The following is a 22,969-nucleotide window of genomic DNA, read 5'->3' on the forward strand; positions in this document are numbered from 1 at the left end:
CGCAAGCGGACATGAAAATTTGTTAAGAAGGGGGCCAGATGCCCGCACTCCTCGAATTCTTTGATATGACTGGAGTGGGAGCATCTTGCTCCCTGGATTTTTAATTAGGGTATTTCCGCTTCGCGGACATGAATAAGCGAACTTGATATGACAACCCTAAAATGGTGGGTTACGGCGGATTGAGAGATTGCTATCACAGTCTAGGTTTTAGCCGCCTAACCCACCCTAGGCTAATGCACTATTTTAGCTGTGTCACAGCAGTTAAGCCGTGACTAGCTCAGGACGCTTACTATTACGAATACCCTCAATTGCCTCAGCATAGCTCGGAGCCTTAAATACGGCAGAACCAGCTACAATTGCATTCGCTCCTGCTTCCAAAACTTGCCAAGTATTATTACCCTTCAAGCCACCATCGACTTCAATCCAAGGATCGAGTCCGCGCTCATCACACATTTGGCGTAACTTGCGAATTTTGGGAACCACTTCGGGAATAAAACTCTGTCCCCCAAACCCAGGGTTAACGCTCATGATCAGAATCAAGTCGCATAATTCCAGAACATACTCAATCAGCTCTAGAGGTGTAGAAGGATTCAGCACCACTCCCGCTTGCTTGCCCAACTCTCTGATCTGTCCTAGAGTCCGGTGTAAGTGAGGAGAAGCATTATGTTCAGCATGAACTGAGATAATATCCGCACCAGCCTTAGCAAAGTCTTCCACATACTTTTCGGGTTCCACAATCATCAGGTGGACATCCAGAGGTTTTTGGGTGACGGGGCGAATGGCATCTACAATTAACGGGCCGATGGTAATATTCGGAACGAACCGGCCATCCATGACATCCACATGAATCCAGTCCGCACCGGCTTCATCCACAGCTTTAATTTCTTCTCCCAGACGGCTGAAATCGGCTGACAAGATCGAAGGGGCAATAACAATGGGTTTGGACATGACGATTGGTATTCTCCAAGGCGTTGTGAGTTTCTATTATTTTAACAAAGTCTTTAGCATTACCCTAGCGATCGCCCAGAAACCCCAGTTTCTTTTCACCTCACCAGCGAAGAGACACAGGAGCGTACCTTAATTGTTCATTGTTAATTGTTCATTGTTCATCTCACTCCCTAGAGAGGGGATGAAGGGAAGGTTTTCCCTGTCCCTAGCCGGTAGCGCTATATTTTGTGTATTACCGAAAATTTGGGTTTAAAGCCCCGTACCTTTAGGTCGGGGAGTGTCAACCAGTGAATTCCATAGGAGTGATGACCGATGATCGACAAGCTGAAATTAATGCTCTGTACCCTAGCGATTTCCGGGTTGGGGATTCCGGTGTTGGCTTTTCCCTTGCTTCGATCCTCAGTGGGAGATGCAGGAATTGAGGCTCAACGGTTGCATGATTTTCCGTATAATTTGACGGGAAAAAAGATCGCCATTGGTCAGGTAGAAATCGGTCGCCCTGGGATGTTTGGCATCGATAAGAAAATAGATCCGAGTCAGCAGATTAGCCCGATGCGGGTGTTTTTTCGGGATGCTTTTGCGGAACATAATAAGCATGTTGATCCCCATGCCCAAAATGTAGCCAGTGTGATGATTAGCTCCAATAAGCAGTTTCCTGGGGTGGCTCCGGATGCGCGGCTATATTCGACTGCTGTGGGGTCTTTGCGGCGCAGTGGGCAAGCGGAGGAGTGTCTGGCTTCCCAGCACCTAGCGATGCAAAATAGTGGGGATTTACGGGCGATGAATTTTAGTTTTGGGGAGTCTTTGAATCAAGACCCCCGGCCGAATGCTCTTTTGGATGGGAATGCGCTGTTGACTCAATGTATTGATTGGTCAGCACGGGTGCATAATGTGTTTTATGTGATTGCGGGGAATCAGGGCCGGGGGGGGATTTCGATTCCGACGGATACTTATAATGGGGTGACGGTGGCCTTCTCGAAGCTCTATGATGACCGTTATTCTAAGATCGATTTTGCCAATATTGGCGATCCAAATTTGGGGAATCCGAGTCGCATTATTGGCTATGAAACGAATACGGATAACCGGCGCTCTATTGGTTTGGTGGCTCCAGGACATCAGGTTCCTTTGGTGAATTTGGATGGTACGGTGGGCTATTCGAGTGGGACGAGTTTTGCGGCTCCCCATGTGACGGCTACGATCGCTTTGTTACAAGAGTATGGCGATCGCCAATTGGCACAGAGTAAAGCCGATCCCTTAAAATCGGAACTGAGTCCTCCCTGGACGATGGCTGCTCGTCAGCAAGAGGTGATGAAAGCGGTTTTACTCAATAGTGCCGATAAGCTTCAAGATTTGGGCGATGGCTTGAATTTGGGCATGTCGCGCACGTTGTACGATCAAAATCATCAGTCTTGGTTAACGTCTGAAGCGTATAATAATGCTCAGATTCCCCTCGATATTCAGATGGGAGCGGGTCATTTAAATGCTAGTCGTGCCTATGAACAGTTTAGTGCGGGCCAGTGGACTCCAGATAACCCGGTTCCGGCGATCGGTTGGAATTATGACCAGATTGAAAATGCGGGCAGTTATCAGGATTATATTTTAGATAGTGCATTGCAACAGGGGAGTATGCTGAGTGTGACCCTGGCTTGGAATCGTTTAGTGGAACTCAACGATCGTAATCAAAATCAGGCCTATGATATCGGGGAAACCTTTGACGACCGGGGTCTGAATAATTTAGATATTTTCTTGATGCCCGCAGAGTCTACGGATATTAGCGATAGTATTTGGTCTTCGATTAGTGATGTGGATAGTGTGGAGCATATTTTCTATCGGATTCCTCGTGCTGGTAAGTATAAAATTAGGGTTTACTATCGTCAACAGGTGAATGAGGCACAACAACCCTATGCGATCGCCTGGTGGACAGTACCGGTTAAAAACTAATATGAAAGTTCTACAATCTTTGCATACAGCCATCTTAGTCTCAGACCTAGACAAAGCCGAACAGTTTTATAGTCGGGTTCTGGGTTTAACCCGAATCGATCGCCAACTCAAATTTCCGGGTATTTGGTATCAAATTGGCAACTATCAACTGCACCTGATGATGCAATCCGATCTAGAAATTACTCGATGGAATGGGCAAAAGTGGGGACGCAATGCCCATATTGCCTTTGCTGTTGATTCCCTAGAGGAAGTGAAGCAACAATTAACTGCCTATGGCTGCGAATTTCAACTGAGTTCCTCCGGGCGATCGGCTTTATTTACAGCAGATCCTGATGGCAATATTGTTGAGTTACAAGAGGTTTGATGGGATGGGGGAGTGGGAGCGTCTCGCTCCCTAGATTTTTAGTTATGGTGTTTAACTGGACTATCACCCCTATTTCCCCATCCCCCCATCACAGTGCGAAGCGCTGTAAGCCTATAGGGAGGGCAGGATTTGCGCTCGTTCGATCAGTTCGGGAAAGAGATGACTAAATTCCGTTTCGGCTTGCTTTTGCGCCAGTAAAGTCATGAGGGTGGTATAGGAAAAGAAACAGACTCCGGCTAAGTTGCGATCGCGAACTTGTTGTAGAGCTTGTTTAATTTGCCCTAGGGAGGTGTTTTGAGTGGAGAGACCGAGACTGACGGGAATTTTATACTTAGCTAGGGCGATCGTCGGATGGTCTAAGGATGGCTTGGAGTCCCAGTAGAGAATCAGTTCTTGAATTAAGTGATCCGTTTGCCACAGTTGCGGATCTTGCAGGGTATCGGAGAGGGAGAGATCGGCTACAAAGCTTAGAATAGCGTAGGGTTTGTGTGCTTTGATGCGGGTAGAAATCTGTTTGAGCAAGTCTGTGAGGCGATCGCCTCTCCATTTCACCCAAGCTGGATCTTGAGGATCGCTGGGGGGACGTTTTCCACCATGGTCTTGTTGATACAGTTGGGTGGTGACAGCATCATAGCCCAATTCAACGGGGGGACAGAAAGAGGAGTCGAGTTGAATGCCTTCTATTTCATACTTACCGATCATGTCCTGGACTAAATCGAGAATAAAGGCTTGGACTTCGGGATGAAAGGGGTTGAGCCAGACATAGCTCGATGCTACTGTGCCGAATTGGAAACTACCATCCGAACGGGTGGCGATCCAATGGCGGCGATTTTCCAGTAAGGGAGAGTTAGCGGGCAGTTTTAGCCCCCCTTGCCACCAGCCAATGATGCTGATCCGGTTTCGTCCAGAGGCTTTGAGCAGTTCCATCAGGGGATCGTCTGAGGGCCCTGCCAAACCCGTGAGCTGTTGCAGGAGGGTGCTGGGGTAGGGGGTTTGCCCTTGAGTCCAGAGGCTGGGATAAAGGGTGTTGAGATTAAATTGGGATAAATAGTCGATCGCCGTTTCGGTGCTGTTGGGAAAGAAGCGTCGGTTCGGAGGCAGTTGGGTTAACCAGAGTCCCCGCAGTTCTCCGGTTAGTTGTACCGGAGGGGAAAGGGTGACTTTGGCAATATATTGGTCGGGAACGGGGGAGACGCTATTGGCGGTTTGTCGCGCTTGGGCGATCATGGCAGCAATTTCGGCACGGGTGGCGATCGCATCGGGACGCAGTTTTTTGACTTCCGGATAGTTAACGACTAATTCATTTTCCGCAGCAGCAGCGATCGCCGATCGCGCATATTCCGGAATCCGATCCGCATCCTCAAATGTTTCATTTAAGGTCATCTCTACCAGGTTTTTCGCTTCATACTTTAAGCCATTACTTAAGGCTAATAAGGCTTGCAAGCGCAAGATCCGATCCGTAGGCTGAAAACGCCCACCGGGATAACCGCGCAGAAATCCAGACTCAGAGGCGCTGCGAATGACTCCATAAGCCCAATAGGAGGGAGGCACATCCTTAAATTGAACCCCGATTTGGCGAGTTGTTGTAGCATGATGGGGAAAAGCACGAGAGAGTACCGCCGCAAACTCTGCCCGGTTCATGGGAGCATCTGGCTTAAATTGTCCATTGAGATAGCCACTGAGGATCTTTTGATCGGCGAGTTGTTCAATCACTGCTTGGGCCCAATGGTTAGTAATATCCGTGAATTTTGCCATAAGAATTTACACTCAAATTTCCCCTATGTAACAGTAGATCATGCTCTTTGTAATCAGATACTTGCACTTGCGTAAAGTTTAGTTGCAATTCCTTGATCTGACCCAAACTAATGTTTATAGTAAGAACATGAAGCAAGTAAAGCTTCATTGGCAGATGAACAGCCACTTTGTACACAACCCAGTTAAAAGTTAAGAGGTAAATCGCTGATTAACTGTTATCTGTCTCATGATAGCACGGCAGCACCCCTACTGAAACTTGGAACTTCCTAAACTGAAGAAGCAGGGAGGAAAATCAACCGGTATTCACGCCCATTTTGGTGAAGAAGGTTGGACTCCAGATAGGCTCAAATAATAAAGGGAAGTTACTCAGGAAGTAAGTCATCCGGGTGCTGCTGTCGTTTTAAATGGCTTTCAATTAACAAAATAGGCTGAAATTCAAAGAGGAGCAATTATGTAAAGTTTGGTTGCAATCCCTTGATCTAATTCCCAGAAGTATTTATAGTAGAAACATGAAGCAAGTAAAGCTTCATTGGCAGATGAACAGCCACTTTGTACACAACCCAGTTAAAAGTTAAGAGGTAAATAAATCGCTGATTAACTGTTATCTGTCTCATGCTAGAACGGCAGCACCCCTACTGAAACTTGAAACTTCCTAAACTAGAGAAGCAGGGAGGAAAATCAACCAGTATTCACGCCCATTTTGGTGAAGAAGGTTGGACTCCAGATAGGCTCAAATAATAAAAGGAAGTCGCTCAGGAAGTAAGTCGTCCGGGTGCTGTTGTCATTTTAAATGGCTTTAATCAATAGCAAATCGTTGACAGTGGAAATGATTATTTAGTGGCAGTCAAGAAAAATCAGCTATCTTTGTATAAAGCATTAGAAAAGAAGGCATTGATGAAAGTGCCGTTCGATGAAAATGTCACCACAGATTGCAGTCTATGAAAAGTGTTAATTGTTAATTGGTTATTGGTTGTTGCCCACCACCTTACCTAGCACAGCTTCTAGGACATCAATCACCCGATTTAGGGCAGATTCATGCTGTAAACTGGATAAGACACAACTGGTTAACCTCGGTTCCACGGGATCGACGGGCAAGGATAAGCCAATGGCACTAAACTGATTTCTGAGATAGTCCCATTCCTTCTTCTGATCGAAAGGAGGTAGGGTAGCATAGCTTCTAGAGGAAACTTGAAGCACACCATCAATACTAATACTAAAAAACTCACTGATTTCTCCATGGGAGGGTGAAATCCAAACCGAAAAACCGCCATAGGTATCTCCCATACCCCATTTAATTCTTAAGGGTTTATGTTGGATGACCCAATCATATAACCGGCGGACAATTTGCGCCTCTTCCTGGCTCTGTCGAGCCTCATATTCCCGGAAAAATGAAGTTTTGTCCCAACGCCTACGCTCTAGAACTGTACTGGCTTTTTTCTGCTGGGATTCGGCGGTTTTGCCAATCACACGAGGGACTAAAGTTTTTAAGCCGTTTTCACTGACATATTGTTTGACTTCTAGGGCTAAAACTTCTAAGGGATCGATTTGGGTATTGAGGAACTCAATCATCACCCGAAACTCTGGGGAAATGTCATCGGAGACAAAAATTAAGCGCACTTGTCCCGCTTGCAGATTGGTTTTAACTTTTTGCCAGAATTTTTCTTCATCTACATCCATTCCTAAAAAGGATTCAAACACCTGCTCAGGATCTCGTCCTTGCTCCCGACAATTGAGTTCAAATTGGGCAATCACGGCTTCTACGGGCCAGTGTAGGGGGAGTTGGGCGGCATATTCTAACATTGTGCCCATCATCTGCCGACGCGATCGCTTACTCTCTTCTTCCTGAACCGCAACTAGGGTAGGAATGCCATCTTGATCGACAAATAGATGATCTAAAGACCAACTGTTATCATCCTCTTCATCTAGGGTGGAGGTGACTTCACGAGCGATCCCTAACCAGCGTCTAGGGGTGGCTCGATCGATTTGATCTCCTGCTAAAAGATTGGGATATTTTTCAATTAATTCTTGCAGGCGCTCTTCTGAATCATAGGATTGTTCCATCATTTCCACCAAATGATCCTCATCCTGAATCAGATAAATTCCCCCACCCATGAATCGTCCTCTTTAGATTACAATTTGGCCAGTAAACACCGCTTGAGCTGGGCCGGTCATGTATAGTCGATTGTTGTCAGCCCACTCGATGTCGAGATCGCCACCGGGCAATTCGACTGTGGTATGGCGATCGCACTTCTTAGAGAGTACCCCAGCTACAACCGTTGCACAAGCCCCCGTTCCACAAGCTAAGGTAATCCCAGCACCCCGTTCCCAAACCCGCATTTTTACCCGGTTAGACGCGATGACCTGTACAAATTCAGCATTAATTCGTTCGGGAAAGACCGGATGATGTTCAAATTGGGGGCCAATTTGTGCTAAGGCGATCGCCTCCACATCCTCCACAAAGGTCACACAATGGGGATTTCCCATACTTACACAGGTGATTAACCAGGATTTTCCCGCCACCTCCAAGGGATGATCCACCACCGGAGCGCTACCCGATCCCAAAGTGGTGGGAATCTCTGCACCCCCCAATCGAGGAATGCCCATATCTACCGTTATCTGCCCCTCTGACCCTAGTTTGGGAATCATTACCCCTGCCAGAGTAGAAATCTGATATTCTGCCTTTCCAGAGCCATCTAGCTCGGCGACAAACTGGGCAAAACAGCGAATCCCATTGCCACACATCTGCGGTTCCGAACCATCAGAATTAAAAATCCGCATGGTGTAATCTGTGCCCTCTTTTCCAGGGAGGGCAAAAATCACCCCATCGGCTCCAATTCCAAAATGGCGATCGCATAACCGCACTGCCTGCTCCGGTGTAATCAGAGGGCGATCGCTTCCCCGATTATCCACCAAAATAAAATCATTCCCCAATCCCTGATACTTCGTAAATTGCAGTTCCATAACCTTACTCTACTCAATTTTCATTATCGTAATGGGTAATGGGTGTCCCCATCCCCCCATTCCCCCATTCCCCCATCCCCCCATCCCCCCATCTCCCATTTTCAGACATCCCTTGTTAAACTTTGTTCGGGAGATCCTAAATTTCCCCATTTCACCTTATATACCTGCTCTAACTATGTCCGAGTTCGATACCAGCTTACCGAGTATTCGCAACATCCAGAACTTCATCCAAGACAAAAATGAAGTGGAACTTAAATTAGTCACCGATGACCTGATTGTAGGTAAAATCGTGTGGCAAGATGCCAACTGTATTTGCTTAATGGATCACTACGAACAACCCACCATCGTCTGGCGACAATCTATTGTCTTCATGAAACCCAAACCCTAAACTTTTTGTTCTTACACCTTAGTTTCCTAGACCCCCGATCGCCTGATGAACATCTTTAAACAACATTCCTTTCCCCTGCTTACCCTAGTCTCTTGGGCGGCCCTAAACCAGCCCCTACAAGCCTTACAAGTTCAAGTGAATCCCCAATCTGCCCAACTCGGAGATACCATTTCTGTACAAATTCAGGTTACTAACCCTGAAACCCCAACCGTACAGATGGGCAATACGACTTATCCGGTATTCCCCTTAAGTGGCAATCGATTTCGGGCCTTGATTCCGTCGAGTCCCTTAGATAGACCCGGTACTTGGTCGATTCAGGTTCAAGGGGATGGAACCAGTCAAACCGTTAGCATTGGAATGGGCGATCGCTCCTTTCCCACCCAAAGAATTTGGTTATCCGAAAGTGATGCCGCTCTTCAAGGAACCGACTACGAATTTGACCGCGTAGACGAATTTAAACGCCTCGTCACCCCTGAAAAATACTGGAATGGCCCCTTCTTACGTCCTAGCTCTGGGTATGTGTCCACCGTCTTTGGGGTTCAAAGGTACTACAATGGCGAATTTGCTAACGATTATTATCATCGGGGAGTCGATTATGCCGCCCCTACCGGTTCCCCTGTGGTAGCTCCGGCTGCGGGAAGAATTGCTCTGGTAGATAAAGAGGCAAACGGGTTTGAAATTCATGGAAACACTATCGGCTTAGATCATGGCCAAGGAATCTTGAGCATTTTTATCCATCTCCACACCATTAATGTTCAAGAAGGAGAAATGGTCAAAGCCGGTCAAGTCATTGGTACAGTAGGATCAACTGGCGCGTCAACTGGCCCCCATCTCCATTGGGGACTTTATGTTAATGGTGTGGCTGTCGATCCCGTGCCTTGGCGCTATCAAGGAATTGAATAAACCCATGAATCCCCAGGCGTGAAAATGTTGCACAATGTCAAATTGATCCCGATCCTAGAAAATCCTGGGGCAAACTAGGGGAAGATGGAAGAACACTATATCGTTAATGGTGAGCAAGGAAACTGTGGAGTAGATTAGCCTTATGAGTATCCAAGAGATTGTGGAACAGGCCCTCAAGGATGGCTATTTAACCCCAGCCATGGAAGCTGAGGTGGGCAATATTTGTGATAACGCTTCCGAGTTATCCATCGAGGAATACATGGCTTTAGACCGGTTAATGGGGTGTTTATTGACCGGGGAAGTGGTGGCCGTTCCCCGGAAACAATTTATTAATGTGATGGAAGAATTAGTGCTAACCGAGTCGATGACACGGGTAGCCACGATCGAGGAAAAAGAAGGAATCAAACTCGATTTAGGGGATGTGGCTGCCTATGCTCTCAATCGTCTTCCTCCTCTATATGCGACTACGGAAGAAGGGGCCCGTTATCAACGCGATCGCGCTAAACAAGAGCTAATGGAGTTAATTCAACAGCAAGTCGATGCGGCGGTGTTTAAAAACCAAGAAAAACCTAAAGAACCGGAACGGCAAGCCTTGGGTAAAACCGAAAATGTTCTCTCTCAGGTCAGCCATTTATTACAAGATTATGCCCGGAATTACGAGAAAAAATCTCAGCCGCTCGAATAATTGATGGGTCAACCCTAGGGAGAATTACCTCATTTCAGGTAAACTAGGGTGAGATTGAACGGGAACCTCAGATCTAAACCTCTCGTCCTCGAAGACTGGAGTGTTGGCGACCTAAAATTGTTTCCATGAGTCAATCTGTTTCTTTATCCTGGTCAACGGTTGGGGCAGGAGTTCCTCAAGCGCCTGTGCAGCCCGAAAAACTCTCAAACACCGATCTTATCCTTCGCTGTCAGGCCGGCCTTCGCCCTGACAAATTGGTGTTTGCTGAATTAGTGAGACGATATCAATCCCATGTCAATCGGATGCTTTATCATTTAGCTCCAGATTGGCAAGACCGGGCAGATCTCGGTCAAGAGGTCTGGATTCGGGTTTATCGTAATGTCAAACGCCTGAACGATCCGGCTAAGTTTCGGGGATGGTTAAGTCGGATTACCACCAATTTGTTTTATGATGAACTTCGTAAACGGAAACGGGTCAGACCCCCAATTTCTTTGGATGCGCCCCGCCACTATGATGGTGAGGAAATCAGTTGGGATATTCCTTCTGATGATCCAGGGCCGCAAGAGAGCCTAACGACAACTGAGTTTTATGAACAATTGCAACAGGCGATCGCCGATTTACCCGAAACATTTCGCACAACAATCATTTTGCGGGAAATTGAGGGGATGGCCTATGAAGAAATTGCCGAAATTACTGGAGTGTCCCTGGGGACGGTGAAATCGCGGATTGCGAGGGCCCGTCAACGGCTGCAAATTCAACTGCAAAAGTATCTCAACAGTTAAGAGTAAAAAATCACCCCCTTAAAAGGGCTGTTGAGAAATCTTAAGATTAATGGGAAACTTAAATACCCCTTTTACGATCATTAGGTGTACACTATCTTGGGTTAGTCACTCAGTGTGATCCTCAGTTTATCAACTTGGTAGGTGACCCCCATGACTCCTCACTTTAATTGCCAACCCCATTCCCAGAAGCAAGGATATTTATCCCGTCTGACTTCCTGGAATGACACCAATCCCAATTCACATATGGGTGTACCGGATATGTTAAAACGCGATCGCTTTGAACTGCTCAGTGCCTATCTTGATGGCGAAGCCAGTGCCTCAGAAAGTAAACAGGTGGAAGAATGGCTAGACAATGACCCCACGGTTCAATGTCTCTATCAACGCCTGCTAAAACTTCGTCAAGGTTTTGAAATGCTACCCACGCCTCCCCAAGATCAACCTGTGGAGGACATGGTGACTCAAGTGATGGGCCGCTTAGAACGACGACCCAAACGTACTGCTCTATTATGGGGTACAGGGGCGATCGCGGCCGCGGCCGTGGCTGCCTTATCAACAACATTTGCTGATTCTGGACAACTGTTCCCCCGAATGGCCGCAACGCCTACCCCCCAAGAAGGAGCTGCTCTGATGCGTATTGCTCTCGATCAACCCCTGATTTCTATTCCTAAATCGGACAGTAATCCCTTGGGAATGCCTAATGCAACCGGAGATCTCCATCAAATGCTCCAAAAAGACCGCTAATTAGAGATGGGAGACCAACAACCATCCGGTAATTCTGTCCCTCCGTATTGCTCAATCTTCGCTACACTCATCAAGTAGGCTAAGGCATCACCCAGGGGTTCACCGGTCGGCCGAAATACAGGAATCGACTGGCGTAGATATTGGTTATCCTCTAAGGGCGAGTCGGGGTGATAGCCCTCTAATTGATCGAGCTGATTGAGCAGGTTGGCATCCTGAAAAGAGAGCAAGTATCCTTGAATGCGGTTGGCTCCCACGGTTAGGGCAGGATAACCCATGGGCATAGGCAGTAAAAATAAACGACCCCAGGCGATCGCCTCCTCTTCCTTCACAATCTTCCCCTCACAGTAGCGCCGGTAATTGACTTCACCCGGTTTGAGCGTCCCATAGACAAAAACTTTGAACATCTGCTTGAGCCAAGTTTGAATAAAACATCAATAATATTATTGACTAATATGTTATACAAGGAAAAGCAGCATGGCTTAACCCTAGACTATGACCTCAACCTTCACCTCTCCTCCACCCGGCGATCCACCCTTACCGGCAAAGGAAACTCTACCCACGATGTATGATTTACCCAGTGAGTACCCGGAGGAACCCGGTTTGGCGGATGAATTCCATATTTGGCAGCCCCAAATTTTGCTTTTGACCTTTAAACCCCCGAACTGGGATCGCGATCGCGTCTTTTCAGCCGCAGATATGAACGTTTATTACAATTCTAGCCATCCTCTATGGCATAAACGTCCAGATTGGTTTGCCGCCATCGATGTACCTCGATTTTATGGCGAAGAACAAGACCTACGGCTCAGTTATGTCTGCTGGCAAGAACCGGTCAATCCCTTTATCGTCGTAGAACTTCTTTCTCCAAGTAGCGAAGATGAAGACCTAGGAAATACCACCCGAAAACCGGGAGAACCCCCAACCAAATGGGAAGTGTACGAACAGATTTTACGCATTCCCTATTACTTCATCTTCAGTCGCTATACTAATGAATTACAAGCCTTTCAGCTCGTGGGAGGTCGTTACCAACGAGTTCCCCTAACTGACGGACGCTTGGTGATTCCTGAAATTGGGTTAAGTTTAGGCTTGTGGCAAGGCACTTATCAGGGTTGCGATCGCCTGTGGTTACGCTGGAGAACCCTAGATGGTGAGTTGGTTCTACTCCCTCAAGAAGAGGCAACTGTCGCTAGAGAAGAGGCAGCTAAACTAGCCGCTAAATTGCAAGAATTGGGCATCGATCCCACACAGATCTAAAACCATGGGCTAGGGATGGGGAGTAATCCAGTAAGGAGTAGCAATAATCAGTTATCTCCACTTCCCCCCATTCCCCCATTCCCCCATTCCCCCATTCCCCTACCATGTCCGATCAACCCCGTACCCGCCAAGAACTCTACGATCGCATTCGCACCATGGGTCGTGAAGCCTTCATCCTCGAAGAAATGATTCGCTATGGATTTTGGCCCGAACAGGGTGAAATGCCCGAAGATCCAGCCGATGAAATTCGCCGTCGTTCAGAACTGTATCAGCAACTGACTGAACTGAGGCAAAAACATCGTCAACTGCAAGACGAACAAGCCATCCGTCGCCAGTTGCGAAAACAACGGTTAGCGGAGTCTCGGCGGAAACGGGAAGAAACGAAACAAAGACACGAACAGGAAAGACAAGCCAGGGCACAAGCTTGGCAAGAGCGCCAACAACAGGAGATTGTTTATTTAGGCGAAGAGGTTTCTGGGGGGTTAAGCGAGCAGGAGAGTAATGTCTCAGAACTCGATCGCCAGGGACTGCCTCAATTGGCCACAGCCGCCGATATTGCCCAAGCGATGGGGATTACACTAGGTGAGCTAAGGTTTTTGGCATTTGACCGGAAAACAGCCACGGTATCCCACTATATCCGCTTCAAAATGCCGAAAAAGACGGGGGGTGAACGGTTAATTTCTGTACCCATGCCCCGGTTAAAACGGGCGCAATACTGGGTATTGAGTCAGATTTTAGAGAAGATTCCGGTTCATGAAGCGGCTCATGGCTTTCGGCGCGATCGCTCCATCATTACCAATGCTACCCCCCATATAGGCGCAGAAGTCGTCATTAACCTAGACCTAAAAGACTTCTTTCCCTCCATCTCCTATCGCCGCGTCAAAGGGTTATTTCGCTCCTTCGGGTACTCAGAAGCCGTAGCCACTATTTTGGCCTTAATTTGTACTGCTCCTGATGTCGAAGAAGTGAGCTTAGATGGTCAAACCTATTATATTGCCCTCAATCAACGCCATCTTCCCCAAGGCTCTCCCGCGAGTCCTGCCATTTCTAATCTCATTTGTCGCCGTTTAGATGAGCGCTTAACCCAGATGGCGGATGACCTGGGCTTTACCTATACCCGCTATGCTGACGATCTCACCTTTTCTGCTTCCGGTGATTCCCTCAGACATATCTGTAGAATTTTGCGCCGCACAGAATCCATTCTGGACTATGAAAGCTTTACCCTTCATCCGGATAAAACCCGGATTTTACGAGGCAAATCTGCTCAACTCGATGTTACCGGAATTGTGGTCAATGAGGGATTAAATATCGACCGAAAAACCTTGAAGAAATTTCGCGCCACCCTACACCAAATCGAAACTCAAGGATTGGAAGGCAAACATTGGGGTCATTCGGGGAATCTGTTGGCTTCCATTCAGGGATATGCTAATTTTGTGGCCATGGTGAATCCAGAAAAAGGCGCTCAATTTCAAGAGCAAGTGAGTCGCATTCGTCAAAAGTATGGGCGAAATTGAATTCTAATGGGGAATGAGGTTCTGTTTTTAATTTTTAATTTTTAATTGGATCTGTTGCAGGGTGCGAACTAAGTCGGCTCCTACCCATCCGGAGGACTGGGGACAAGGTTGGTTCTGCTCCACACACTGGAGGAAGCGATCGCAGACTGCTTTTAAGGGTTCTCCTGCTGGTGTGGAGATGACTTCCCGCTTCATCCCCACAGGGGTAAAATTCCCGTCTTGAGCTTCAAACTGTCCTTGTTGCAGAATCAGAGGATCGGAACTGAGTTCATCAAAAATTAGGGTTCCTTGAGATCCAACGACAGCTAAACGTCTTTGCTTATCGGGGTTGAGCCAGCAGAGGTGAAGGGTTGCCTTAAAGCCGCTCGGATAGATGAGTTTGACCCAAACTACATCGGGTAAACCGGGTTGCAACCAGGTGTCGGCAGTGGCTTCGACTTCTATGGGGGTTTCCCCTAACCAGTGGTTGAATATTGCCAAGTCATGGATGGCTAAGTCCCAGAGGGCGTTTACATCTTGGCGCACGGGGCCTAAATGGGTGCGGGTAGCATATCCATAGCGCAGTTCTCCCACTGCTCCAGAAGAGAGGACTTCTTGGCCTCGCTGCACGACGGGATGGAAGAGATAAGTATGATCGACTACAAGCTGTCTGTGTTGAGTTTCTGCTAGATGGCACAGCTCTAGACATTCTGAGGCATCGAGGGTGAGGGGTTTTTCGGCTAATACGTGACAATTTTGAGTGAGGGCGTATTTAATGATGTCGTAGTGGGTGGAAGCGGGGGTAGCGATCGCCACTAATTCCACTTCTGGACGGGCTAAAATCCCCTGCCAATCCTGGGTTAACTCTACCCCGTCAGGTAAACTATACTGATTTTTCATCACCTCTAGTCGGCTAGGGTTGGGGTCTACTACCGCCACCACTTCCGTCTGGGGATGCTCCCAGAAATTACGGATTAAATGGTTGCCCCATCGACCCGCACCTAAAATGGCAATCTTAAATGGTTTATCCACGCTATCCTTATTTCACCTTTTCTTCAGTTGTTTGTATTTTGAATAAGGCATCTTTAGCGGCTGCTTGTTCGGCTGCTTTACGCGATCGCCCTTTTCCCATACCATAGGGTTCTCCTTGCACCCAAACCTGAGCCGTAAAAGGTTCAGCCGTCCGTTTTTGGGACTCTACTGTAATCAATTTATATTCGGGTAAAACCTTATGAACCGCTTGAGTCCATTCTTGCAGAGCTGATTTATAATCCCGCCGAGCCGGATCTTTACGAATCTCCGTAGACAGAGTGATAAAATGAGTATCGAGCCAAGGTCGGATCAGTTCTAGGGTATGGGTACTCAAATACAGTGCCCCTAAAATCGCTTCAAAGGCATCCGCTAGACGGGAAGCACGGCCGAGTTTATCGCTGGCTGTTCCTCGATCCATGAGCAAATCTTGCTCTAAATTATAACTGTCTGCTAATTGAGCTAAAGTGCGATCGCTCACCAAAATTTTCCGAATCGCTGAAAACTCTCCAACAGATGCATTCGGATACAATTCCATCAATAATTCTGAAGCCGCAATCCGAACCACTGCATCGCCAATAAATTCCAATTGCTCATAGTTATCTGTCGATGAGATACTAGGATGGGTCAGCGCTCTATCGAGTAAGTGCCATTGTACCGGGGAGTTTTCGGGTAACCCCAGCTTCAGAATAACGCTTTGCAACTGCCGTTGTCTTCGCGGATAACTAACTTCTTCAGGGACAGAACTAGACATTATCCATCCAGTATGATTTTCGCCAACTCTCCTATTCTATCTTAAAAAATTAAAAATTAAAAATTAAAAATTAAAACTTAAAACTTAATTTCCAAGGGTGAATTCTTTTTTTGGGGCCGGTTGAGGGTATGAATTTCCAGGGCGCGATCGAAATTGATTTGTCGCCAATAGGACACCCCTTTGAGATAAGTTTCTGAGGTAAAATATCGGCTATTACGAACTTGTGTAACGGTTTGGGGTAACACTCCAATCAGTTGAGCTAGAACTTGACTATTAATCTCTTGAACTATTTCTTGGCCAAAGAAGGCTTCTAGACTCGATAGCAGTTTTTCCGTCCGACAGAAGGGATTAGGAGAAAAGCGAGTCAGTTTATGCAACCAGCGCATCCATTGAAGACGCATACTATAGGCTCGATGGTACTCTTGGCGGTTAGTAATCGGCAACAATTCGGGGGAACCAATAAAAACCAATTCTTGGCCTTGTTCGTGGGAGGTAATTGCCGCACCCGGCCCTAGAAATTCGGCATAATAATCCGTACAGAGGATCAAGGCACTTTTTTTCTGGGGCGAAATGGCAAATACTCCTTTGATTTCCCAGGATTCAATATCATTGGGTATCGATTCTCTATGGCCTTGATTGCACACCATCTCCGTTTTTCTCCCGACCTTAATCATCTGCGAGCAAGTTTTTGGGGGTTTGAGTGAGCCTTTTCACGGCTGTACCCTGTTACCTACACCTGTTCAAATCCTAATTTACCACTTCTTCATCTGTCTTCATCAATTCTTTAATCTTTACGGAATCTACATATTTGCCCCTAGGTTTACTTAGCTTTTATTAAGTCTCCGTAGAAAAACCCTGTAATTTCAGTATCGAAAAAGACTTTCATCCTCCGACTATCCCCACTAAAGAATTTTTTCTAGACCATAAACCAGGGTTTTTAGTTCTAACACTTTGCGGATGGCTAACAGAACGCCGGGCATATAGCAGAGGCGATCGCTGGTATCATGGCGCAAAGTATATAATTCTCCACCAGACCCAAACAAGACCTCCTGATGGGCAATTAACCCCGGAAGGCGCACGCTATGAATGCGAATTCCTTCATCGGCTGATGCTCCCCTCGCTCCAGCTAGATGTTCCTTCTCTGCGACCTTGGCAGGATTATAGGACTTGCCCAACTCACCCAATAATTGAGCGGTTTTAATCGCCGTTCCACTAGGAGCATCAGCTTTTTGGTCGTGATGGAGTTCTATAATTTCCACATGATCGAAATACTTCGACGCTTGGATAGCTGCCTGTTGTAAGAGAACCATACCAATCGAGAAATTGGGAATCACCAAACATCCCGTACTGGCTTTATCCGCAAATTCTGCCAACTCTTGCAACTGCTGGGGACTCAGACCCGTTGTCCCCACTACCGGACGAATTCCATAGGCGATCGCGCTTCGCACATTATCATAAACCGAATCCGGGTGCGTAAAATCCACCATCACCCCCAACTGACGCTCTTGGGTAGCATAAGCCAGCATCGACTCTAACTGATTTAGAATCGGAACCTCTAGGGGGCCACATCCAGCGACCTCCCCCACATCCTGACCATTAAGATCCGGATTGAGATCGACCCCCCCAATCAACTTCATATCCTCAGCTTGGGAAACCGCCTTAACCACCTCTCGGCCCATTTTCCCGGCTGCACCATTAACAATTACTGGAATAGGTTGACCAGTCATCATCAACTCCTGAATCCTAAAATAAATAAGCACAATTAGTCGATCCACCCTTGGCGTTGAGCCTTGTCAAAAGACACAATAGAAAAGTTAGGCGATCGGAGGATTATCCTACCATGACCCTTTCAATTGCAACAGAGGTGAATCTATCCTCTAAGATGATCCGGTTGGTGAAACAATCTCCTCGGAGAGAGGATAATAAACCCCTTTTATCTTTGAGCAAAACTTAAATAGACTGAGAACTCTATGGCCCTAAGCCATCATAAAATCTATTATCATAGCTCAATATTAGAGCAAATCTCAGTCCTGACCTGAGCGGATGTAACTGTACTCCCTCTGAAATGAGTTCTGCCATGGAGTGATCTGATGGCTAGAACTCCAGAAGCTACAGGGTGCAATGAGTAGCAAGCCAATTGGCGTTGCTGATACCAACCCTATAAACCCTAAAAACATGATGCACCGTTCCTTAGAGGTATCTGTTCATGTCGGACTCAGTCCGAAATACCAGCCGATGAGAGACCATGATAAAACAAAAGAAGAATTGGTGCAGGAGCTAGTTAGCCTGCGCCAGCAAGTGGGTAACTTGCAAGATCGACTGCGGTCTACTCAGGCAGACTGGGAAAGACGATGGGAAAAAACAGAAAGTGAACTCAAGGCTGAGGTGGACGCTCGCACGGCGGCCCTTAAAGAGTCTAACGATCAGTTTGTAGCAGAAATTGCCGAACGCTATCAAACCCTTCATGCTTTGCGTACCGCTAAAGACCAATTAGAAGCGATTTTAGAAGCTGTACCAGGTACGGTTTCTTGGATTAGTCACGATCTACGCTATCTAGGAGTGAATCGACATTTGGCGGAAATCTTTAATTTGCCTTCGGAAGAATTTTCGGGCAAGCCTTTAGGATTTTTAGGTAGTAGCGATGGCTTTGATGGATTTGTGCAAGATTTCTTTGCCAGTGATGCTCAAGAAGCCTTCCGGGAAGTGGCGATGCGGATTAAGGGAGAACACCGCATTTTTCTGATTGTGGCCCAAAAGTATGATAATAACCAGGCAGCGTTTACGGTGGGTATTGATATCACTGAGCGCAAACAAGCAGAAGAAGCTCTCCGGGAAGCGGAAAATAAGTATCGGACGATTTTTGAGAATGCGGTAGAGGGTATTTTTCAGATGACTCCGGATGGGCGCTATTTGAGTGCAAATCCGGCTTTGGCTCGAATTTATGGCTATGCTTCGCCAGAGGAGTTGAAAAATACCTTAATTAATGTTCAGGATCGGCTTTATATTAACCCTCAGCAACGCCAAGAATTTATTAATTTGCTGCAACAGTATGATTCTGTGGTGGGGTTTGAGTCCCAGATTCGCCGCTTGGATGGAGAGTTAACGTGGATTTCCGAGAATGGGCGAGCGGTGCGGGATGATAGGGGAAATTTGCTTTACTACGAGGGTACAGTTGAGGATATTACGGAGCGCAAGCAGGCTGAGGAACAACTGTGGCGGCTGAATGAGGAGCTGGAACAACGAGTTGAGGAGAGAACGGTTGAGTTGAAGCAGGCGGTGGATCAGCTAACGGTGGAGGTGGCGGAACGGGAACGGGTGGAAGCGGCGCTACGGGTGTCTGAGGCGGAACTGCGGGCGCTATTTGCGGCAATGACGGATATTATTACGGTGTTTGATGCTGAGGGTCGGTTTATGCGGGTGGTTTCGACGAATTCTGAGACGTTGTTTAGTCCAACGGCCGATCGCATGGGGAAAACGGTGTATGATGTTTTTCCTCCGGAACAAGCGGAAATTTTTGCCCAGCAGATTCAAAGGGTGGTGGAAACGGGGCAAACGATGAATTTGGAGTATTCTTTGCCGGTGGCTTTGATGCCAGGAGTGGCGGAGGAAGATCAAGAATTTTTCTCGCAAGAGATAGGGGAAAATGAGGATAATCAGGTGTGGTTTGCGGCTAGTGTTTCGCCGATGCCGGATAATTGTGTGATTTGGGTGGCTCGGAATATTACGGAACGCAAGCGGGTGGTGGATGCGATGCGAGCGGCGGAAGAAAAGTATCGCAGTATTTTTGAGAATGCGGCTGAAGGCATTTTTCAGTTGACTCCTGATGGCAAGTATTTGAGCGCAAATCCGGCTTTGGCTCGTATGTATGGTTATGCTTCTCCAGAGGAGTTGATGGCACGCTTAGAGAATGTGGGGACAAATCTTTATGTCGATCGGGGCCGTCGGCAGGAGTTTATGATGCTGATTGAGCAGGAAAATGGGGTTTCTAATTTTGAGTCCCAGGTTTATCGTCAGGATCGGACGGTGATTTGGACTTCGGAGAATGCTAGGGGGGTTTGGGATGATGAGGGGAATTTGCTCTTCTGTGAGGGCACGGTAGAAGATATTACTAAGCGGAAGGAGGCGGAAGCGGCCTTAAGGGCGGAGCAACAGAAGTCGGAACAGTTGTTGTTGAATGTGTTGCCGGGGGCGATCGCCCAACGGTTGAAGCAGGAACAACATGCGATCGCCGATCGCTTTGATGAGGTGACGATTTTGTTTGCGGATATTGTCGGATTTACGCGCATGTCTTCGGGCATTTCCGCAACTCAATTGGTTAATTTGCTCAATGATATTTTTTCCCGGTTCGATGAATTGGCCCAAGTGCATGGGGTAGAAAAGATTAAAACGATCGGAGATTCTTATATGGTCGTTAGTGGTATTCCTACTCCTCGTGGGGATCATGCGGAGGCGATCGCCCAAATGGCCTTGGAAATGCAACGGGAAATCAGTAAATTCCGTCAACCTAATGGTCAACCTTTACAATTGCGAATTGGCATGAGTACGGGCCCTGTAGTCGCTGGAGTAATTGGAGTTGCCAAGTTTATTTATGACTTGTGGGGAGATGCGGTGAATGTGGCTTCGCGGATGGAGTCTTTGGGGGTTCCGGGTAAAATTCAGGTTACCCAAGCCACCTATGAACAGCTCAAACATCGTTATTTATTTGAAAAACGGGGAGACATTCAGGTGAAGGGGAAAGGAATGATGACGACCTATTGGCTGATAGGAACGGGCTATTGAAAACTTATCCGCGATTCATCCAACTCATTCACTCCCTTACTCATCATCCTTAGCGAAGCTGACATACCTTTTGTAGGGTATTATCCTCAACCATAAACACATTACACTCCACTCGATCTTGCTCAAGCCGATCAACTAAAGACCTTTTCGACTGCTCTGATAATACCCGATCGGACACCAAAGGATTAAACAAGGCAGCCATCAAGGTAGAAAAGGTTAAAAGAATAAAACTTACATTCATGGGGTGAAATCTCCGTTTGCTGCTTTTGCTAACCGTCTCCTGGATAAATCTGCAATTGCTTGGAGCTTATGGGTTGTCCGTTAGCTGTTATAATCTCATTTTGCAGAAAAAACAAGCAAAAACCCTAGTAGGGTATTCCAGAATTGTAACTGTCTACTCCGAGGGAATAAGGGCTTGGATTTTCCTACTCTCAACGAAAGGATCTGAGCTAACGAAGTTCCCGGCCAAAGGGAAACAGGGCTAAAGGAATTAACTTAAAGTGCTGTTGGGCAAAGGGAATACCGATAATGGTAATCAACAAAATTAGCCCATGGAGGAGATGAGATAGGGCAATTTCCCAACCAAACAAAACTACCCAAACGATATTCAAGATCGTGGGAATCACTCCAGAGGCACGGGGACTGACCTCAATTTCCTTGCCAAAGGGGGTAAAGGTGGCAAAACCAATTTTCATGGTTTGTAGACCAAAGGGAATGCCAATGATGGTCATACACATGCCAATGCCACCGATAATATAGCCCAATCCAGAGACTAAGCCACCAAAAATTAACCAGATCAGGTTACCCAAGAGTGTCATAACGGGTTTATCTCTCCGATAAAATGACTAAATGGGTTGATTGTATCAAACACTGGTTCAATCAGGGTATAACCTTAGATATATTTTTTCAAGAGAGGGAATGACAAAGAATAAGCAAAATGGATAAGATCGATGCTGATGCTCAAACTGAAACTCTGGGAAACTCAACTGCTGAAAGTTTTACTGATTCGCGCCATTCAAGCCTATCGCCAGGGAATTTCGCCTCTCTTTCCTCCGAGTTGTCGATTTTATCCCACTTGCTCCCAATATGCCTTGACAGCAGTGGAACGGTTTGGAGCGATGCGGGGTTTACAATTGGCAGGGGCACGAATTTTAAGGTGTCATCCCTTTCATCCCGGAGGTTACGATCCGGTTCCAGAAGTAAAAAAAGTTAGTCATGAAACAATTGGGCTTATGATACTAAAACCTTATCAGCAGATTCCGATTGCAGATTATCAAGAGCCTTTGGTTCCCATCCCTTTGGAGTCATTTTCGGTGGTTTTGCCCCATCCTTATGAGGCGTTGGGCGCACCTTATGGGGATAAATCCCCCTATTGGTTACGGAAAACGGTTTGCGATCGCCTGTTGATGGCTCAAAAGCAGTTGCAAAGCCATCATCCGGGCTGGAAAATCCAGATTTTTGATGCCTATCGACCGATCGCCGTTCAGGAGTTTATGGTCGAATATAGCTTAATCCAACTGGCCCAAAATCGAGGACTTAATCCGGAAACTCTCACGGAGGAGCAACGGCAAACCCTGCTAGAGGAAGTGTATCAATTTTGGGCGGCTCCTTCCCCCGATCCGGCGACTCCTCCTCCCCATAGTACGGGAGCAGCCGTGGATGTTACCCTGGTGGATCAGACGGGCAGACCGATTGATATGGGATCGCCCATTGATGAAATTTCTCCCCGTTCCTTCCCCGATTATTATGCTCAAGGGGAAACTCCGGATAAACAAAGTTATCATAAACACCGGCAACTGCTGGATCGGATTATGGAGTTTGCCGGGTTTAAGCGTCATCCCCGTGAATGGTGGCATTTTTCCCATGGGGATCAGCTCTGGGTGTGGCTCAAAGTGGAAGAAGGCAGTTGGCATCAGTCGGAGGCGATCGCCCATTACGGTAAAGCTCCCTAATCCTCTCTCAAAATTGCTCCCTTTCGCTACAATAACAGAGAGTATGGGAGGCCTCAGATGTTAGAAATCATCGCGATCGTCATCTTTTCGATTGCCACCTTTGCCCTAGCCTATCTTCTAGGGTTGATGGGTATGGCCTTAACTGCGCTTTTTTTCCTCCTTGAAGACATTCCCGGATGGGTATGGACAGCCCTCTTGTTAGGATTGACGGTAGCAACCTATAGAGGATTAAGGTACTAAGCA

The 22,969-nt window shown here is 47.0% G+C and carries 23 protein-coding genes; 12 read left to right on the forward strand and 11 right to left on the reverse strand.

The window, feature by feature from the left end; genetic code table 11:
* Positions 1-261: 261 nt before the first annotated feature.
* Positions 262-948, reverse strand: coding sequence for a ribulose-phosphate 3-epimerase (gene rpe / locus PMG71_RS10480; RefSeq protein WP_283753625.1), 687 nt, complete (start codon positions 946-948; stop codon positions 262-264).
* A gap of 312 nt (positions 949-1,260) precedes the next feature.
* Between rpe and PMG71_RS10485 the strand changes: the two genes are divergently transcribed.
* Positions 1,261-2,889, forward strand: a complete 1,629-nt coding sequence (locus PMG71_RS10485) for a S8 family serine peptidase (protein WP_283753626.1) — start codon at positions 1,261-1,263, stop codon at positions 2,887-2,889.
* Position 2,890: 1 nt separating this feature from the next.
* Entirely contained in the window at positions 2,891-3,253 is a 363-nt protein-coding gene (locus PMG71_RS10490) for a VOC family protein (protein WP_283753627.1), read from the forward strand.
* A 111-nt stretch (positions 3,254-3,364) separates the two neighbouring features.
* On the opposite strand, the gene PMG71_RS10495 is transcribed toward PMG71_RS10490, so the two are convergent.
* From PMG71_RS10495 to dapF, 3 genes are all read right to left on the reverse strand, one after another.
* Positions 3,365-5,008 (reverse strand): glycoside hydrolase family 10-like protein, encoded by a 1,644-nt coding sequence (locus PMG71_RS10495; protein WP_283753628.1) that lies wholly within the window; start codon positions 5,006-5,008, stop codon positions 3,365-3,367.
* A gap of 963 nt (positions 5,009-5,971) precedes the next feature.
* Positions 5,972-7,120 (reverse strand): hypothetical protein, encoded by a 1,149-nt coding sequence (locus PMG71_RS10500; protein WP_283753629.1) that lies wholly within the window; start codon positions 7,118-7,120, stop codon positions 5,972-5,974.
* A gap of 12 nt (positions 7,121-7,132) precedes the next feature.
* A complete protein-coding gene (gene dapF, locus PMG71_RS10505; protein ID WP_283753630.1) occupies positions 7,133-7,969 on the reverse strand; it encodes a diaminopimelate epimerase in 837 nt (278 codons plus the stop codon).
* 175 nt (positions 7,970-8,144) lie between these two features.
* Between dapF and PMG71_RS10510 the strand changes: the two genes are divergently transcribed.
* The 5 genes from PMG71_RS10510 to PMG71_RS10530 all read left to right on the forward strand — a co-directional run bounded on the left by PMG71_RS10510 (position 8,145) and on the right by PMG71_RS10530 (position 11,468).
* The gene (locus PMG71_RS10510) at positions 8,145-8,357 is read left to right on the forward strand and encodes an Hfq-related RNA-binding protein (protein ID WP_283753631.1); all 213 of its coding nucleotides are present in this window, start codon (positions 8,145-8,147) and stop codon (positions 8,355-8,357) included.
* 45 nt (positions 8,358-8,402) lie between these two features.
* A complete protein-coding gene (locus PMG71_RS10515; RefSeq protein WP_283753632.1) occupies positions 8,403-9,260 on the forward strand; it encodes a M23 family metallopeptidase in 858 nt (285 codons plus the stop codon).
* 142 nt (positions 9,261-9,402) lie between these two features.
* Positions 9,403-9,945: a late competence development ComFB family protein gene (locus tag PMG71_RS10520; protein ID WP_283753633.1), complete on the forward strand. Its 543-nt coding sequence runs from the start codon at positions 9,403-9,405 to the stop codon at positions 9,943-9,945.
* A 125-nt stretch (positions 9,946-10,070) separates the two neighbouring features.
* On the forward strand, positions 10,071-10,727 hold the full coding sequence (locus tag PMG71_RS10525) for a sigma-70 family RNA polymerase sigma factor (protein ID WP_283753634.1): 657 nt from the start codon (positions 10,071-10,073) through the stop codon (positions 10,725-10,727).
* Positions 10,728-10,877: 150 nt separating this feature from the next.
* Positions 10,878-11,468, forward strand: a complete 591-nt coding sequence (locus tag PMG71_RS10530) for an anti-sigma factor family protein (RefSeq protein WP_283753635.1) — start codon at positions 10,878-10,880, stop codon at positions 11,466-11,468.
* Here the strand turns inward: PMG71_RS10530 and PMG71_RS10535 are convergent.
* Complete coding sequence (locus tag PMG71_RS10535) at positions 11,465-11,872, reverse strand: gamma-glutamylcyclotransferase family protein (RefSeq protein ID WP_283753636.1); 408 nt, start codon at positions 11,870-11,872, stop codon at positions 11,465-11,467. The genes PMG71_RS10530 and PMG71_RS10535 overlap by 4 nt on opposite strands.
* Before the next feature lie 88 nt (positions 11,873-11,960).
* On the opposite strand from PMG71_RS10535, the gene PMG71_RS10540 reads away from it, so the two are divergent.
* Together PMG71_RS10540 and PMG71_RS10545 are read left to right on the forward strand one after the other, a co-directional pair.
* Entirely contained in the window at positions 11,961-12,719 is a 759-nt protein-coding gene (locus tag PMG71_RS10540) for a Uma2 family endonuclease (protein WP_283753637.1), read from the forward strand.
* 104 nt (positions 12,720-12,823) lie between these two features.
* Positions 12,824-14,233 carry a reverse transcriptase domain-containing protein gene (locus PMG71_RS10545; protein ID WP_283753638.1) on the forward strand — a complete coding sequence of 470 codons (1,410 nt, stop codon included), beginning with the start codon at positions 12,824-12,826 and terminating at the stop codon, positions 14,231-14,233.
* A gap of 27 nt (positions 14,234-14,260) precedes the next feature.
* Here PMG71_RS10545 and PMG71_RS10550 read toward each other — a convergent pair whose 3' ends face one another.
* The 4 genes from PMG71_RS10550 to dapB all read right to left on the reverse strand — a co-directional run bounded on the left by PMG71_RS10550 (position 14,261) and on the right by dapB (position 17,725).
* Positions 14,261-15,244 carry a Gfo/Idh/MocA family protein gene (locus tag PMG71_RS10550; RefSeq protein ID WP_283753639.1) on the reverse strand — a complete coding sequence of 328 codons (984 nt, stop codon included), beginning with the start codon at positions 15,242-15,244 and terminating at the stop codon, positions 14,261-14,263.
* A 7-nt stretch (positions 15,245-15,251) separates the two neighbouring features.
* The gene (gene rnc / locus PMG71_RS10555; RefSeq protein WP_283753640.1) at positions 15,252-15,995 is read right to left on the reverse strand and encodes a ribonuclease III; all 744 of its coding nucleotides are present in this window, start codon (positions 15,993-15,995) and stop codon (positions 15,252-15,254) included.
* A gap of 77 nt (positions 15,996-16,072) precedes the next feature.
* A complete protein-coding gene (locus PMG71_RS10560; protein ID WP_283753641.1) occupies positions 16,073-16,642 on the reverse strand; it encodes a hypothetical protein in 570 nt (189 codons plus the stop codon).
* Between the two features lie 255 nt (positions 16,643-16,897).
* Complete coding sequence (gene dapB, locus PMG71_RS10565; protein WP_347179244.1) at positions 16,898-17,725, reverse strand: 4-hydroxy-tetrahydrodipicolinate reductase; 828 nt, start codon at positions 17,723-17,725, stop codon at positions 16,898-16,900.
* Between the two features lie 391 nt (positions 17,726-18,116).
* On the opposite strand from dapB, the gene PMG71_RS10570 reads away from it, so the two are divergent.
* Positions 18,117-20,774, forward strand: coding sequence for an adenylate/guanylate cyclase domain-containing protein (locus tag PMG71_RS10570; RefSeq protein ID WP_283753643.1), 2,658 nt, complete (start codon positions 18,117-18,119; stop codon positions 20,772-20,774).
* Between the two features lie 49 nt (positions 20,775-20,823).
* Here PMG71_RS10570 and PMG71_RS10575 read toward each other — a convergent pair whose 3' ends face one another.
* The gene (locus PMG71_RS10575) at positions 20,824-21,015 is read right to left on the reverse strand and encodes a hypothetical protein (protein ID WP_283753644.1); all 192 of its coding nucleotides are present in this window, start codon (positions 21,013-21,015) and stop codon (positions 20,824-20,826) included.
* Positions 21,016-21,223: 208 nt separating this feature from the next.
* On the reverse strand, positions 21,224-21,592 hold the full coding sequence (locus PMG71_RS10580) for a YccF domain-containing protein (protein WP_283753645.1): 369 nt from the start codon (positions 21,590-21,592) through the stop codon (positions 21,224-21,226).
* 132 nt (positions 21,593-21,724) lie between these two features.
* On the opposite strand from PMG71_RS10580, the gene yidD reads away from it, so the two are divergent.
* Both yidD and PMG71_RS10590 read left to right on the forward strand, forming a co-directional pair.
* Positions 21,725-22,726, forward strand: a complete 1,002-nt coding sequence (yidD, locus tag PMG71_RS10585; protein ID WP_283753646.1) for a membrane protein insertion efficiency factor YidD — start codon at positions 21,725-21,727, stop codon at positions 22,724-22,726.
* Positions 22,727-22,783: 57 nt separating this feature from the next.
* On the forward strand, positions 22,784-22,966 hold the full coding sequence (locus tag PMG71_RS10590; RefSeq protein WP_283753647.1) for a hypothetical protein: 183 nt from the start codon (positions 22,784-22,786) through the stop codon (positions 22,964-22,966).
* Positions 22,967-22,969 lie beyond the last annotated feature (3 nt).

The sequence above is a fragment of the Roseofilum acuticapitatum BLCC-M154 genome (assembly GCF_030068475.1).
In the GTDB taxonomy this organism is placed as follows: domain Bacteria; phylum Cyanobacteriota; class Cyanobacteriia; order Cyanobacteriales; family Desertifilaceae; genus Roseofilum; species Roseofilum acuticapitatum.

Bases quoted from the DNA above. Each gene is read 5' to 3' on its own strand.
- rpe (WP_283753625.1), bottom strand. From the start codon at position 948: ATGTCCAAACCCATTGTTATTGCCCCTTCGATCTTGTCAGCCGATTTC.
- PMG71_RS10485 (WP_283753626.1), top strand. From the start codon at position 1,261: ATGATCGACAAGCTGAAATTAATGCTCTGTACCCTAGCGATTTCCGGG.
- PMG71_RS10490 (WP_283753627.1), top strand. From the start codon at position 2,891: ATGAAAGTTCTACAATCTTTGCATACAGCCATCTTAGTCTCAGACCTA.
- PMG71_RS10495 (WP_283753628.1), bottom strand. From the start codon at position 5,008: ATGGCAAAATTCACGGATATTACTAACCATTGGGCCCAAGCAGTGATT.
- PMG71_RS10500 (WP_283753629.1), bottom strand. From the start codon at position 7,120: ATGGGTGGGGGAATTTATCTGATTCAGGATGAGGATCATTTGGTGGAA.
- dapF (WP_283753630.1), bottom strand. From the start codon at position 7,969: ATGGAACTGCAATTTACGAAGTATCAGGGATTGGGGAATGATTTTATT.
- PMG71_RS10510 (WP_283753631.1), top strand. From the start codon at position 8,145: ATGTCCGAGTTCGATACCAGCTTACCGAGTATTCGCAACATCCAGAAC.
- PMG71_RS10515 (WP_283753632.1), top strand. From the start codon at position 8,403: ATGAACATCTTTAAACAACATTCCTTTCCCCTGCTTACCCTAGTCTCT.
- PMG71_RS10520 (WP_283753633.1), top strand. From the start codon at position 9,403: ATGAGTATCCAAGAGATTGTGGAACAGGCCCTCAAGGATGGCTATTTA.
- PMG71_RS10525 (WP_283753634.1), top strand. From the start codon at position 10,071: ATGAGTCAATCTGTTTCTTTATCCTGGTCAACGGTTGGGGCAGGAGTT.
- PMG71_RS10530 (WP_283753635.1), top strand. From the start codon at position 10,878: ATGACTCCTCACTTTAATTGCCAACCCCATTCCCAGAAGCAAGGATAT.
- PMG71_RS10535 (WP_283753636.1), bottom strand. From the start codon at position 11,872: ATGTTCAAAGTTTTTGTCTATGGGACGCTCAAACCGGGTGAAGTCAAT.
- PMG71_RS10540 (WP_283753637.1), top strand. From the start codon at position 11,961: ATGACCTCAACCTTCACCTCTCCTCCACCCGGCGATCCACCCTTACCG.
- PMG71_RS10545 (WP_283753638.1), top strand. From the start codon at position 12,824: ATGTCCGATCAACCCCGTACCCGCCAAGAACTCTACGATCGCATTCGC.
- rnc (WP_283753640.1), bottom strand. From the start codon at position 15,995: ATGTCTAGTTCTGTCCCTGAAGAAGTTAGTTATCCGCGAAGACAACGG.
- PMG71_RS10560 (WP_283753641.1), bottom strand. From the start codon at position 16,642: ATGGTGTGCAATCAAGGCCATAGAGAATCGATACCCAATGATATTGAA.
- dapB (WP_347179244.1), bottom strand. From the start codon at position 17,725: ATGATGACTGGTCAACCTATTCCAGTAATTGTTAATGGTGCAGCCGGG.
- PMG71_RS10570 (WP_283753643.1), top strand. From the start codon at position 18,117: ATGAGTAGCAAGCCAATTGGCGTTGCTGATACCAACCCTATAAACCCT.
- PMG71_RS10575 (WP_283753644.1), bottom strand. From the start codon at position 21,015: ATGAATGTAAGTTTTATTCTTTTAACCTTTTCTACCTTGATGGCTGCC.
- PMG71_RS10580 (WP_283753645.1), bottom strand. From the start codon at position 21,592: ATGACACTCTTGGGTAACCTGATCTGGTTAATTTTTGGTGGCTTAGTC.
- yidD (WP_283753646.1), top strand. From the start codon at position 21,725: ATGCTGATGCTCAAACTGAAACTCTGGGAAACTCAACTGCTGAAAGTT.
- PMG71_RS10590 (WP_283753647.1), top strand. From the start codon at position 22,784: ATGTTAGAAATCATCGCGATCGTCATCTTTTCGATTGCCACCTTTGCC.